Raw genomic sequence first — 12134 nt, forward strand, 5'->3', positions numbered from 1 at the left:
ACCCATCAGCGACCTAGGAGAGGCGCATGACGCAAGCGCCACCCACCGCCCCCGAGACGCACACCGCCCCCAGCCCGCGCGCCGACCACGGCCCGCACCGGATCGCCGTCCTCGGCGCCGGGGTCATGGGCGTGGGCATCACCGCCCTGGCCCTCGGGCACGGCGTCCCGGTCCTGCTCGTCGACGTCGACGCCGAGCGGCTCGACCGGGCCCAGGACGACATCGACCGCGAGCTGCGCATGGCCCAGCTCATGGGACGGCTCCCGGCGGGCGCCACCACCGGGGCCCTGGCCCGGGCCACCGGCACGGACGGCGTCGGCGACGCCACCGCCGTCGTCGAGGCCATCACCGAGGTCACCGAACTCAAGGCCAAGGCGCTCGCCGAGGTCTCGGCGCGGGTGCGCCCCGGCACCCCGCTGATCTCCAACACCTCGTCCATTCCCATCGACGAACTCGCCGGGTACGCCGAGCGCCCCCAGGACGTCATCGGCACCCACTTCATGAACCCGCCGTACCTCATCCCGACCGTGGAGGTCATCCGGGGCGCGCGGACCGGCGGCACGACCATGGCCGCCGCGGGCGCGCTGCTCACCGCGCTGGGGCGCGAGCAGGTCGTGGTCCGCGACGCACCCGGCTTCGTCACCAGCCGCGTCCTGCACCCGATGATCAACGACGCGGCCCGGGTGGTGCAGGAGGGCACCGCGACCGCCGAGGACGTCGACGCCCTCATGGAGGGCTGCCTCGGCCATCCCACCGGGCCGCTGCGCACCGCCGACCTCATCGGCATCGACAACTTGGTGGACTCCCTGAAAGTCCTGCACCAGCGCACCGGAGACGACGGCTGCCGCCCCTGCGACCTGCTGCTCGACAAGGTCCGCCGGGGCGAACTCGGCCGCAAGAGCGGCCGTGGATTCTACGCGTATCAGGAGGAGAACTGATGAACAGCTTCGACAGCGAGGCCACCGAGAAGGAGATCATGCGCTTCCTGGAGGCGCGCACCAAGCGCTCCTGGGGGGCCGACGTCGACCTGTTCGCCTCCGGCGGCCTCTCGTCGCTGTTCGCGATGGAGCTGGTCGTCCACCTGGAGAAGTCGTTCGGCGTCTCCGTGCGCGGCGGCGATCTGCGCCTGGACAACTTCCGTACGGTCGCGTCGATGACGGCGCTCGTCGGCCGCCTCCGGGCGGCGGCGGACGGGGAAGCCGGTGAGTGACCGCCCGCTGACCGCCCCTTCCGGCCCGGGCTCCCCGGCGGCCCTCGACGAGGCGAGCGCCGCCGTCACCGGCCTGATAGCCGCCGAGGCCGACGCCTGGGACCGCGCGGGTCTGCTGCCCGTCGGCCTGCTGCGCGGCCTCGGCGCCGAGGGACGGCTGTGCGCCCAGGTCCCGGCGGAGTACGGCGGTTGGGGTCTGGACAGCGCGGCCGCGGGCGAGTTCACCGCGCACGTCGGCAGCCTGTGCAGTTCGGTGCGGAGCGTCATGACCTCCCAGGGCATGGCCGCCTGGACGATCGAGCGCTTCGGCACCCCCGAGCAGCAGGCGGCGTTCCTGCCCCGGCTCACCGGCGGCGAGCTCGCCGCGGCGGGCTTCAGCGAACGCGCCGCGGGCAGCGACCTCTCCGCGATGACCACCCGGGTCCGCCGGGACGGCGAGACGGTCGTGCTCGACGGCCACAAGGTCTGGGTCACCGCCGCGCACTACGCCGACCTCCTCGTCGTGTTCGGCAAGTACGCGGAGGGCACAGAGCACGCGGAGGCGGACTCGGAGCCGGGCTCGGGGGCGGCCGGTGGGGACGACGCCGTGGCGGTCGTCGTGCCCGCGGACACCCCCGGCGTCCGCGTCACCCGCGTCGCCGACCCGCTCGGCTGCCGCGCGGCCGGGCACGCCGACATCTCCCTCGACGGGGTGCGGGTGCCCGCGACGCACGTCCTCGGCGGCACGGCGCTGCCCCTGCCGCTCCTGGTGACCACCGCCCTCGCGTACGGGCGCATGTCCGTGGCGTGGGGGTGCGTGGGCATCCTGCGCGGCTGCCTCACGGCGGCGGCCCGACACGCGGCCACCCGGGAGCAGTTCGGCGCCCCGCTGGGCGAGCACCAGCTCGTGGCCCGCCATCTCGCCGAGCTGTACGTCGCCGAGCGGACGGCGACGCGGGCCTGCGAGCACGCCTCGCGGTGCTGGGACGAGGGCTCGCCCGACCAGGTCGTCGCCACCGTCCTGGCCAAGCACGTCAGCGCGGGCAACGCGGCCCGCGGCGCGGCCACCGCCGTCCAGGTCCTGGCCTCGGCCGGGGCCCAGGACGGCCACCCCGTGGCCCGCGCCCACCGCGACGCCAAGCTGATGGAAATCATCGAAGGAAGCAACGAGATGTGTCAGCTCATGCTGGCGCGGCACGTCCTCGGCAGCGCGTGAAGGGAACCGGAGTGACGACCACCAGAGCGAACACGACCGCGGTGACGACGGGGACGCGCGACGCGTCCGCCCCGCCCGCCGCTCCCGTACTGAAGTGCCTGGTCTGGGACCTCGACAACACCCTGTGGCGGGGCACGCTCCTGGAGGACGGCGAGGTGACCCTGCCCGACGCCGTCCGGGACGTCATAGTGGAGCTGGACTCCCGGGGCGTCCTGCAGTCGGTGGCGAGCAAGAACGACCACGAGACGGCGTGGGCCCGCCTGGAGGAGCTCGGCCTCGCCGAGTACTTCGTGCTGCCGCAGATCGGCTGGGGCCCCAAGTCGCAGTCCGTGCGCCGGATAGCCGACACCCTCAACTTCGCCCTCACCACCATTGCCTTCATCGACGACCAGCCCGCCGAGCGGGCCGAGGTCACCCACCACCTGCCCGAGGTCCGCTGCTACCCGGCCGACGCGGCCCTGGACCTGCCGGGCCTGCCGGAGTTCACCCCGGCCCTGCGGACGGTGGACTCCCGGCGGCGGCGCGAGATGTACCAGGCGGGCTTCCGCCGCGAGGCCGCCCGCGCCGAGGCCACCGGACCCGACGAGGACTTCCTGCGCTCCCTCGACCTGGACATGCGCATCAGCCGCGCCACCGGCGACGAGCTGTCGCGGGTGGAGGAACTCACCCTGCGCACCAGCCAGATGAACGCCACCGGCGTGCACTACTCCGACGCCGATCTGCGGCGGCTGCTCACCGACCCGGATCACGAGGTCCTGGTGGTCACGCTCACCGACCGGTTCGGCCCGCACGGGGCGGTCGGCGTGCTGCTCCTGGAGCGCCGACCGCAGGCCTGGCACCTCAAGCTCCTCGCCACCTCCTGCCGCGTGGTGTCCTTCGGCGCCGGGGCCACCCTCCTCAACTGGCTGGTGGACGAGGCGGCCCGGGCGGGCACCCATCTGGTGGCCGACTTCCGGCCCACCGAACGCAACCGCATGATGGAGATCGCCTACCGCTTCGCGGGCTTCACGGACGACGACCCCTGCTCCTGCGTGGCCACGCTCCCGCAGGCGGCGGACGAGCACCTCCAGCGCCTGCATCTGCGCCCCGAGGGGCGCCCGGCGTCGACGACGATCGCGGTGCGCGCGGTGGATCTGAGCTAGAACGACGGATCCGGCCCGGAAAGCCGGTCTGGAATGTGTCTTGGAAAGGGGAAACCCGGTACGAGCGCCACTCGTACCGGGCGATTCCTTCCGTCACATCCTCAGCGTTTACGGGCGAGGGTGATGCCGTCCGCCATCACGAGCAGCGACATATCCACACGCGCGTCGTCGGCGAGCGTCGTATTCAATTCACGAATGGCCACCGTGTCGGCGTCGTCGAATTCCGGATCGGCGACCCGCCCGAAGAACAGCGTGTTGTCGATGACGATGAGGCCGCCGCTGCGGGTGAGGGCGAGGGACTTCTCGTAATAGGTCGGGTAGTTGACCTTGTCGGCGTCGATGAAGACGAGGTCGAAGGCGCCGGGCCCGCGCTCGGCGAGCAGTCCGTCCAGGGTGTCCACCGCGTCCCCGATCCGCAGGTCGATCCGGTCGTCGACACCGGCCCGCTTCCAGTACGGGGCGCCGACGTCCGGCCACCGGTCGCTGATGTCGCAGGTCACGATCGTGCCGTCGGCGGGGAGCACCCGAGCGGCACACAGGGTGCTGTATCCGGTGAAGGTGCCGATCTCCAGCACGGCCCGGGCGTCGACGAGCCCGACGAGCAGGCCCAGTAACTGGCCTTCCTCCGCCATGACTTGCAGTGCCGCACCACCGGGCAGCAGTGCCGTCTCCTCCCGGAGCTCTCTGAGGATGTCGTCGTCCCGTAGAGATACGTCACGGACGTAGGAGAGGAGTGTGTCGGTGGAATCGACCTGGTGAGCCATGGGGCGGTGCCCTTCTCTGCGAGGCGCACAAAATGGGGATTCTGCCGATTCAGCGTAACACCGAGTACCGGTTCTTGTGGGTCAATTCATAGGTGCCTGTGGGCATTTCGGCCTGCGCACGGCCGGGTTGGGAGCGGACCTCACTTGCTCTGCACTTTCCCCAGCGGTTCGGGGTCTTGCTCCAATGCGGTGACCGCATCCCGCCAAGCGGCGTTCTCGGAGTGGAGGGCGCCGCGCAGGAAGGCGGTGGTGAGTCGCTGGAGGAGGGCGACCCGTGCGGGGCTCTCGTCGGTCGTCTCGGCGGCTGCGTAGCCGGGGATGCCGCCGAGGGAGTGCTCCGCGCCGAACAGGGTGAGCAGGCTCTTGTCGCCAGGGCTGTACGTGTAGGCGTCGGTGAACCAGTCCGGTCCGCGCGTGGACAGCGCGGAGTCGTCACTGTCCCCGGCGACGACGAGCGCGGGCGCGGTCATGGTGGTGAAGGACGGCCTCATGAAGGGGAGGTGCTCCACGGCGAACGGAGTCAGGCTGTCGCCGAGCCCGGTGAGCGCGAGCAACACCCCCGCCGAGACGCGGGGGTCGGACAGGTCCTCACCGGGTACGCCGTCGGCGTCGAGGACGCGCGCGCCCAGGAGCGTGCTCGCCGTCTGAGCCCCCCAGGAGTGGCCCGCCACGGCGACGCGGTCGTGGTCGACGCGCCCGCTCAGGCCCGGCACGGCGGCTTCGAGCGTGTCGAGTCCGTCCAGGGCGCGCGTGAGGTCCTCGACGCGGAAGCGCCAGATCCGTGGCGTACGGGGGTCGTCGGCGGGGATGCCGAGCGTCCTGGAGTCGAGATGGGTGGGCTGGACGACCACGAACCCGTGCGCGGCCCAGTGGTCCGCGAGCGGGGCGTAGCCGTTCATCGACCAGCCGAAGCCGTGCGAGAAGACGACGACGGGCAGGTCACCGCCGGCCGCGGGGGCGGACACGCGGACTTGGAGGTCCTCGCCGCGGCCCGGGGCGGGCAGGACGACGGGCTTCGCGGACACCACTGTGGCGGGTGCGTGCGCGGTCTTCTGTGCGGGGGCGATCTGCGAGTGGGGCATGTCGGTGAGCGCTTCCGTTCGGTGTACGTGGCGCTGCGGGCCCGGCACGCAGGGGTGCCGGGGCGGGCGCGGGAGCAGGACCCGGAGGGCACGGGGGCGCACGGCAGCCCTCGGGGCCGCGCCCCCGCTCTGGCATCATGAGCAAAGCGGAACGTTGCTCCGCCAACGATACGGAGCGCTGTTCCGCTTCGCAAGGGTTCGTTTCGAGAGGGGTACCGCGATGGACGAGAGCGGCGCGGGTGGCGAGGGCGCGGCTGGCGCGGCGGGGTCCAGGCGCAAGGACGCCCGGCGCAATCAGCAGGCCCTGCTGGACGCGGCGGCCGCCGTGTTCGTTGCCTCCGGGGTGGAGGCCCCGGTGCGTGACATCGCGGCCGAGGCCGGGGTCGGGATGGGCACGATCTACCGGCACTTCCCGACCAGGGCGGACCTGATCATCGCCGTCTACCGCCATCAGGTCGACGCCTGCGCCGAGGCGGGCCCGGCCCTGCTGGCGGCGGGCCCCACCCCGCATGCCGCCCTCGGGAAGTGGGCCGACCTCTTCGTCGACTTCCTGGTCACCAAGCACGGCCTGGCCGCCGCGATGCGAAGCGACAGCACCGGCTTCGAGGCGCTGCACGCCTACTTCCTCGACCGCCTCCTGCCGGTGTGCGCCCAACTCCTCGACGCTGCCGCCGTCGCGGGCGAGATCCGGCCCGGCGCCGACGCCTACCAGCTGATGCGCGGCATCGGAAACCTCTGCATCGGCGCCGAGAGCGACCCCCGCTACGACCCCCGCCAGCTGGTCGCGCTCCTCGTCGCGGGCCTGCGCCAGTCGCGCTGATCGCGCGGGTTCCGCCCTTCGCGACCCGATGGGGACCGGGGCGCGCCGACCGTCAGGTCATGGCGAAGCCGGACCGGTTCCATGGCGTTCACCGGCATGTCCGTTGCCCCGGTTAACGGTGCTTCACCTGGGGAAATGCCCCGTCCAGCAGTCCCTCGACGGTCGCGTCGAGGGACTGGGGCCCCGGGTTCAGTCGAGGCCGGGGAGGGGCCGCCGGGCGACCTCGTGGGCGTCGTCGGCCGACAGGCCCAGCATGCGCAGGACCATCTCGGCGAGGTGGAGGGCGGCTTCGTCGCCGTCCACCTCGGGGCGGGCGAATCGCAGTTCCACCAGGGACAGCAGGGTTCCGCCCAGTGCGGACAGGGTGACCGTCGGGTCGAGGGTGGTGAAGCGGCCGGAGGCCATGCCGACCTGGAGGTCGCGCAGCGCCCGGCGGGCCAGTCCGTTGTCCGCGTGAACGTGCCCCAGGCCCCGGCGGCGCAGGACCTGCATCAGCTCCGGGTGGGAGTCGGCCATGCGGGCGCTGAGCCGAAAGCCTGCCGCGACGAGTTCCGCCGGGTCGTCGATCCCGGCCAGGCGCTCGTCGAAGTTCTGTCCGAACTCCTCCAGGGCGTCCACCACCGCCGCCTCGAACAGCTCCGCCTTGGAGTCGAAGTGGTTGTAGAAGGAGCCGAAGCCAACGTCCGCGCGCCCGGCGATGGCCTGGATGCTCGCGCCGGTGTCGCCGGTGTCGGCGAGTATCTGCCGGGCCGCCCGCACGAGAGCCCTGCGGGTCTCCGCGCGGCGCCGCTCGAACCGGTTGCTGGGCGGGGCTTGCGTGGGCATGTGCCGAGTCTAACCACCGGGACGATGACGCTCACAGTCCTGATGATTTCATCATTACTCGCTGCGGACACCTTGACGATGCAACTGTCAAAGCTGATGATTTCATCACTACGGCGATGTCGCTTGGAGGGCGCCATGTCTGAACCTCGCGTCGACGGGGCCGACGTCATCACGGCCCACCAGGACCTCCACGGTGAGCAGGGCGCCCGGCGCGGCGAACACCCCGGCCGCTCCCGGAACCCCGTGATCAAGGTGGCCGACCTGGCCTGGCTTGAGTTCGAGAAGCCGGATCTGGAGCGCGCCGAGGTCTTCGCCGGGGACTTCGGCTTCGGAATCGCGGCGCGCACCGAGCGGGAGCTATGGCTGCGCGGTACCTTCGCCGGTCCGCCGTGCATGGTGATCCGCAAGGGGCACACGTCCCGTTTCATCGGCCCCGCGTTCCGGGCTGCCGAGCGGGGTGACCTGGACCGGCTGGCCCGCGCCACCGGGGCATCGGTACGGGATGCCGACGTGCCCGGGGGCGGCAAGGTGGTGGATCTGCTCGATCCGTCGGGCTTCCCGGTGCGGGTCGTGCACTGCGGTCAGCGGCTCCCGGCGCTGCCGGAACAGCGGCCGCTGCTCCTCAACTTCGGTACGGATCACCGGCGTACCAACGCCATCCAGCGCCCGCCGCGCGAACCGTCGCGCATCCAGCGGCTGGGGCATGTGGTGCTGGAGACGCGGGTGTTCGGCCGGGCCCTGGACTGGTACCTGGACACCCTCGGGATGATCGTCTCCGACTTCCTGTTCCTGGACGGCCAGCGCGACCGCGGTCCGACGATGGCGTTCATCCGCTGCGACCTGGGCGACGTACCGGCCGACCACCACACACTGGCCATGCATCTGGGGCCGGGCACCGGGTATGTCCACTCCGCCTACCAGGTCACCGACCTGGACTCCATCGCCGCTGGTGGCGAGTACCTCAAAGAGCGCGGCTACCAGCGCAGTTGGGGAATCGGCCGACACCTCCAGGGCAGCCAGCTCTTCGACTACTGGCGTGACCCCGACCGCTTCATGCTGGAGCACTTCGCCGACGGCGACCTGTTCTCCTGCGACGTGGAGCCCGGCTGGGCGCCGATGTCGAGCAGTGGTCTGGCCCAGTGGGGCCCGCCCGCCACCCGTGACTTCCTCGGTTCCCGTCCCTCCCCGCAGCGGGTCCGCGAGGTCATCGAGGCGTTGCGCGGTGACAACGAACTGGACCGGGCGCGACTGTTCGGCCTGCTCAAGGCCGCCAACTCCTGAACCTCCGCACGCCGATCCCTGACAAAGGCACTGACATGAGCATCAATATCCTGCGCACCGCCGACGGCTGGTGGGTCGCCCGAGGCGACCGCGCCGTCCCTGTCGAGACCAAGGCCGCCACTACCGCCGAGCTCCTTGCCGACCGCGCCGCCGTCCGTGAGGCCGCCGCCTCCGGGGAGGCGGGCGCGCCCCTCGCCGACCTGGTGGCCCTCTCGCCGGTCACCACGCCCTGCCGGGTCGTCGCCCAGATGGTCAACTACCGCAGCCACGCCCGCGAGTCAGGCTTCACCGGCGACATCCCACCCGCCTTCTTCCGCAAGGCGTCCGGCTCGGTCAGCGGACCCGGAGGGGCCGTCGTCCGCCCCTCGCACGTGAAGCTCCTCGACTACGAGATCGAGCTCGGCCTCGTCATGGGCGCGCCGCTCCCCGTCGGCACCGTCGTCGAGGAGCCGGACCTGCCGTCGTACGTCACCGGGCTCGTCGTCACCAACGACATCAGCGCCCGTGACGTCCAGCTGACCAAGACGCAGTTCTACGAGAGCAAGTCGTACCCCACCTTCACCCCGACCGGGCCGCACCTGGCCCTGCTGGAGCCGGAGGACTTCGCCCATCTCCTGGACCTCCGGCTGAAGTTGAGCGTCAACGGGGAGCTGCGGCAGGACCGCACCCTCGCCGACATGATCGTCCGCCCGGCGCGGGCGCTGACACTGCTGGCCCGCTTCCAGACCTTGGACGCCGGTGACCTGCTGCTCACCGGTACGCCCGGTGGCACCGCCCTCAAGGCGCCGCCGAAGGCGGTCGAGAAGATCGGCGCCCTGTTGCCGCCCGCGGTGAAGTGGAAGGCGTTCTTCAAGAGCCAGGCGAAGAACCCGCACTACCTGAGCGCGGGTGACGTGATCACGGCGTCGATCGCGACCCCGGACGGCCGGATCGACCTCGGCGAGCAGCGCACGCCCGTCATGGACGCGAACTGACTCCCGAGGTGAGCCGCACATGACCGTTGATGAAACCGCACGTGTGTCCGTCGTGGAAGCCGTGGGTGTGCCCGTCGTGATCGTCGGCGCCGGGCCGGTGGGCGTGACCGCCGCCCTGCTCCTGGCGCGGCGCGGAATCCGCAGTGTTGTCCTGGAGCGCCACCGGGACGTCTATCCGCTTCCGCGCGCCGTCGCCACCGACGACGAGGTGCGCAGGATCCTCCAGGCCGCAGGCGTCGGTGAGGAGTTCGCCGCGATCTCCCGCCCGTCGAACGGGCTGCGGCTGCTCGATGCCCGGCACCGGGTGCTGGCCGAGTTCCGCCGCTCCGCGCACGGTCTGCACGGCTACCCGCAGACCACCATGTTCGACCAGCCCGAACTGGAACGCGTGCTGCGCGACGCCCTGGCCCGGCGCCCGGAGTGCGAGCTCAGAGGTGGCGTGGAGGTGACCGGCATCGGCCCGAACACCACCGGCCCCGTACGGGTCGCCTACCGCGACGACGACGGCGAGCACGCACTGTGGGCCGAGGCGGTGCTCGGCTGCGACGGTGCGAACAGCCTCACCCGCGAAGCCGTCGGCGCCGTCTGGGAAGACCTGCGCTTCGAGGAGGACTGGACCGTCATCGACGTCAGGACCACAGCCGACGTCCGCTGCTGGGAGGGTGTCGACCAGGTCTGCGACCCGGAACGACCGGCGACCTTCATGCGGGTGGGCGAGGACCGCTACCGCTGGGAGTTCCGTCAGCGCGAGGGGGCGAAGCAGCCGGTGCGCGACCTGGCCGCCCCGTGGCTGCCGCCCTCGTACGCGGGGGACTTCGAGATCGTCCGCGAGACGCAGTACACCTTCCGGGCCCGCGTCGCCGACCGCTGGCGCAGCGGCCGGGTCTTCCTGCTCGGCGACGCCGCCCACCTCACCCCGCCGTTCATCGGCCAGGGCCTGTGTGCGGGCCTGCGGGACGCCTACAACCTCACGTGGAAGCTGGCCCGCGTCCTCCAACAAGGCTCTCCAGAGCGGCTGTTGGACACGTACGAGGGCGAACGCAAGCCCCACGCACGGCATGTGATCCGGCTTGCGGTCGCCCTGGGCTGGGCCATGACCGGCGGCCAGGACGGCGCCGCCGCCCTTCGCCGCAGGCTCCTGGCCGCCGCCTGCCGCATACCCGGCCTGCCCAGGCTGACCGGCCGCGACCTCAGCCCGCCCCTGACCGCCGGACCGCTCGTGCGGCGCACCGCCCACCGGGGCCTGGCGGGCACGCACTGCCCGCAGCCCTGGGTGCGCGTCGACGGACGGCGTACCCGCCTCGACGAGGCCCTCGGTGACTCCTTCGCGGTGCTGACCGCCACCGAACCCGGCCCCTGGCTGACCGCGCTCACCCGCGGTCTCGGCATCCCTGCGATCCCGGTGACCGACCTCTCAGACGACGGCAAGCTCACCGCCTGGCTGCACGCCGGGCGCGCGGACGCGGTCCTGCTGCGCCCCGACCGGATCGTGCTGGACGTCGTCCCGTCCGGCGCGCGCGACTTCACCGCGACCGCCGCCTGGGCGCCGCTGCTGCACACCACACGACGCCCGGACCACCCGAACAGCCGCTCCCGGACAGCCTGTTGATGTTTCTTCACGCTCGACCCCGGGACGGCTGCCGCCAGCCGCATCGCGGACTTCGCCCGGCGCCAGGGCATCGCCCCCGACGACTACGCCACCCTCGAACTCGCCCACGCCCTCCCGACGTCGCAGGCGACGCTCCTGGTGGACCACGTGGGACTGCCATGGCCCTCGCAGGCGTACCCCTCGCCGGTGGTGCCGTGGCAGGACGCCACCACCCGTACCGAAGAACTCTCCTGTACGCCGGTGCCGTTCGATCACCCCCTGCGGGTCGTCTTCTCCTCCGGCACCACCGGCCTGCCCAAGGGCATCGTCCATGGCCACGGCGGTGTCCTCCTGGAGCACCTCAAGACCCTCGGCCTGCACTCGGACCTCGGCCCGGGCGACCGCCTCCTGTGGTACACCACCACCCCACTGGATGATGTGGAACCTGGTCCCCTCCACCCTGCTGACCGGCGCCACGACCTGCACCTACGACGGCAGCCCGGCACCCTCAGCCCGGCCCGGCATCCTCTGGGAACTCGCGGCCCGCCACCGCGTCCCCGTCTTCGGCACCAGCCCCCAGTATCTCCTGGGCATGGCCAAGTTCGGCATCACCCCGTCCACGCACGACCTGTCCGCGGTCCGCGTGGTCGGCTGCACCGGCTCCGCCCTGCCGGCCTCCGCCTACCCTTGGGTTCGCGACCACGTCGGCGGTCATGTGCTGCTCGCTCCACCAGCGGTGGCACCGACGTGTCTCCGGCTTCGCAGGCAGCGCCCAACACCCCCATCTGGGCAGGGGAGTTGTCCTTGCCCGCCTCGGCGTGGCCCTGGCCGCCTACGACAGTGCGGGCCACCCGGTCACCGACCAGGTCGGCGAGCTGGTCGTCACCCGCCCCATGCCGTCGATGCCGCTGCACTTCTGGAACGACCCCGACGGCACCCGCTACCGCGATGCCTACTTCTCCACCTACCCGGGCGTCTGGCGTGGCTCTGGACGACGCCCTGCGCGAGAAGATCCGCGACGCCGTCCGCGGGGGCGCCTCACCGCGTCACGTCCCCGACGAGGTCCTCGCAGTGCCGGGCATCCCGCACACCCGCACCGGCAAGAAGCTGGAGGTCCCGGTCAAGCGGCTGCTCCAGGGCGCCCCGGCCGAACAGTCGTCAACCCTGCTGCCGTGGACAACCCCGACCTCCTCGCGCACTACGCGGAACTGGGCGCCCAGCGCCGCGAGGGCAGAACCACCGCATGACCACCG

11 protein-coding genes and 1 pseudogene are annotated in these 12134 nt (G+C 71.9%); 9 read left to right on the plus strand and 3 right to left on the minus strand.

Annotated elements, in window-relative coordinates; all coding sequences use genetic code 11:
* Window positions 1-26: 26 nt before the first annotated feature.
* From ACIG3E_RS28555 to ACIG3E_RS28570, 4 genes are all read left to right on the plus strand, one after another.
* Complete coding sequence (locus tag ACIG3E_RS28555; protein ID WP_399622241.1) at window positions 27-938, plus strand: 3-hydroxyacyl-CoA dehydrogenase family protein; 912 nt, start codon at window positions 27-29, stop codon at window positions 936-938.
* Window positions 938-1210: an acyl carrier protein gene (locus tag ACIG3E_RS28560; RefSeq protein WP_399622243.1), complete on the plus strand. Its 273-nt coding sequence runs from the start codon at window positions 938-940 to the stop codon at window positions 1208-1210. The genes ACIG3E_RS28555 and ACIG3E_RS28560 overlap by 1 nt, the downstream gene beginning before the upstream one ends.
* 73 nt (window positions 1211-1283) lie before the next feature.
* Window positions 1284-2405: an acyl-CoA dehydrogenase family protein gene (locus tag ACIG3E_RS28565; protein WP_399622553.1), complete on the plus strand. Its 1122-nt coding sequence runs from the start codon at window positions 1284-1286 to the stop codon at window positions 2403-2405.
* 89 nt (window positions 2406-2494) lie between these two features.
* Entirely contained in the window at window positions 2495-3547 is a 1053-nt protein-coding gene (locus tag ACIG3E_RS28570; protein ID WP_399622554.1) for an HAD-IIIC family phosphatase, read from the plus strand.
* Between the two features lie 101 nt (window positions 3548-3648).
* Here the strand turns inward: ACIG3E_RS28570 and ACIG3E_RS28575 are convergent, their stop codons facing one another.
* A complete protein-coding gene (locus tag ACIG3E_RS28575) occupies window positions 3649-4311 on the minus strand; it encodes a class I SAM-dependent methyltransferase (protein WP_399622245.1) in 663 nt (220 codons plus the stop codon).
* A 140-nt stretch (window positions 4312-4451) separates the two neighbouring features.
* Window positions 4452-5393, minus strand: a complete 942-nt coding sequence (locus tag ACIG3E_RS28580) for an alpha/beta hydrolase family protein (RefSeq protein ID WP_399622247.1) — start codon at window positions 5391-5393, stop codon at window positions 4452-4454.
* Window positions 5394-5613: 220 nt separating this feature from the next.
* Between ACIG3E_RS28580 and ACIG3E_RS28585 the strand changes: the two genes are divergently transcribed.
* Window positions 5614-6213 carry a TetR/AcrR family transcriptional regulator gene (locus tag ACIG3E_RS28585; RefSeq protein ID WP_399622249.1) on the plus strand — a complete coding sequence of 200 codons (600 nt, stop codon included), beginning with the start codon at window positions 5614-5616 and terminating at the stop codon, window positions 6211-6213.
* A 189-nt stretch (window positions 6214-6402) separates the two neighbouring features.
* Here ACIG3E_RS28585 and ACIG3E_RS28590 read toward each other — a convergent pair whose 3' ends face one another.
* Window positions 6403-7038 carry a TetR/AcrR family transcriptional regulator gene (locus ACIG3E_RS28590; protein WP_399622251.1) on the minus strand — a complete coding sequence of 212 codons (636 nt, stop codon included), beginning with the start codon at window positions 7036-7038 and terminating at the stop codon, window positions 6403-6405.
* A gap of 135 nt (window positions 7039-7173) precedes the next feature.
* Between ACIG3E_RS28590 and ACIG3E_RS28595 the strand changes: the two genes are divergently transcribed.
* The 4 genes and pseudogenes from ACIG3E_RS28595 to ACIG3E_RS28610 all read left to right on the plus strand — a co-directional run.
* A complete protein-coding gene (locus ACIG3E_RS28595) occupies window positions 7174-8319 on the plus strand; it encodes a VOC family protein (protein WP_399622253.1) in 1146 nt (381 codons plus the stop codon).
* Window positions 8320-8354: 35 nt separating this feature from the next.
* On the plus strand, window positions 8355-9293 hold the full coding sequence (locus ACIG3E_RS28600; protein ID WP_399622255.1) for a fumarylacetoacetate hydrolase family protein: 939 nt from the start codon (window positions 8355-8357) through the stop codon (window positions 9291-9293).
* A 19-nt stretch (window positions 9294-9312) separates the two neighbouring features.
* Window positions 9313-10902 carry a bifunctional 3-(3-hydroxy-phenyl)propionate/3-hydroxycinnamic acid hydroxylase gene (locus tag ACIG3E_RS28605; RefSeq protein ID WP_399622257.1) on the plus strand — a complete coding sequence of 530 codons (1590 nt, stop codon included), beginning with the start codon at window positions 9313-9315 and terminating at the stop codon, window positions 10900-10902.
* A gap of 147 nt (window positions 10903-11049) precedes the next feature.
* Window positions 11050-11536: pseudogene (locus tag ACIG3E_RS28610) on the plus strand (AMP-binding protein); the annotation flags it as partial.
* Window positions 11537-12134 lie beyond the last annotated feature (598 nt).

Origin of the sequence: Streptomyces sp. NPDC053474 (genome assembly GCF_044544845.1) — a bacterium.
Classification (GTDB): Bacteria; Actinomycetota; Actinomycetes; order Streptomycetales; family Streptomycetaceae; genus Streptomyces.

What these genes read in the sequence shown, in the direction of transcription:
- ACIG3E_RS28555 (WP_399622241.1), top strand. Translation starts at nt 27, where the DNA reads ATGACGCAAGCGCCACCCACCGCCCCCGAGACGCACACCGCCCCCAGC.
- ACIG3E_RS28560 (WP_399622243.1), top strand. Translation starts at nt 938, where the DNA reads ATGAACAGCTTCGACAGCGAGGCCACCGAGAAGGAGATCATGCGCTTC.
- ACIG3E_RS28575 (WP_399622245.1), bottom strand. Translation starts at nt 4,311, where the DNA reads ATGGCTCACCAGGTCGATTCCACCGACACACTCCTCTCCTACGTCCGT.
- ACIG3E_RS28580 (WP_399622247.1), bottom strand. Translation starts at nt 5,393, where the DNA reads ATGCCCCACTCGCAGATCGCCCCCGCACAGAAGACCGCGCACGCACCC.
- ACIG3E_RS28585 (WP_399622249.1), top strand. Translation starts at nt 5,614, where the DNA reads ATGGACGAGAGCGGCGCGGGTGGCGAGGGCGCGGCTGGCGCGGCGGGG.
- ACIG3E_RS28590 (WP_399622251.1), bottom strand. Translation starts at nt 7,038, where the DNA reads ATGCCCACGCAAGCCCCGCCCAGCAACCGGTTCGAGCGGCGCCGCGCG.
- ACIG3E_RS28595 (WP_399622253.1), top strand. Translation starts at nt 7,174, where the DNA reads ATGTCTGAACCTCGCGTCGACGGGGCCGACGTCATCACGGCCCACCAG.
- ACIG3E_RS28600 (WP_399622255.1), top strand. Translation starts at nt 8,355, where the DNA reads ATGAGCATCAATATCCTGCGCACCGCCGACGGCTGGTGGGTCGCCCGA.
- ACIG3E_RS28605 (WP_399622257.1), top strand. Translation starts at nt 9,313, where the DNA reads ATGACCGTTGATGAAACCGCACGTGTGTCCGTCGTGGAAGCCGTGGGT.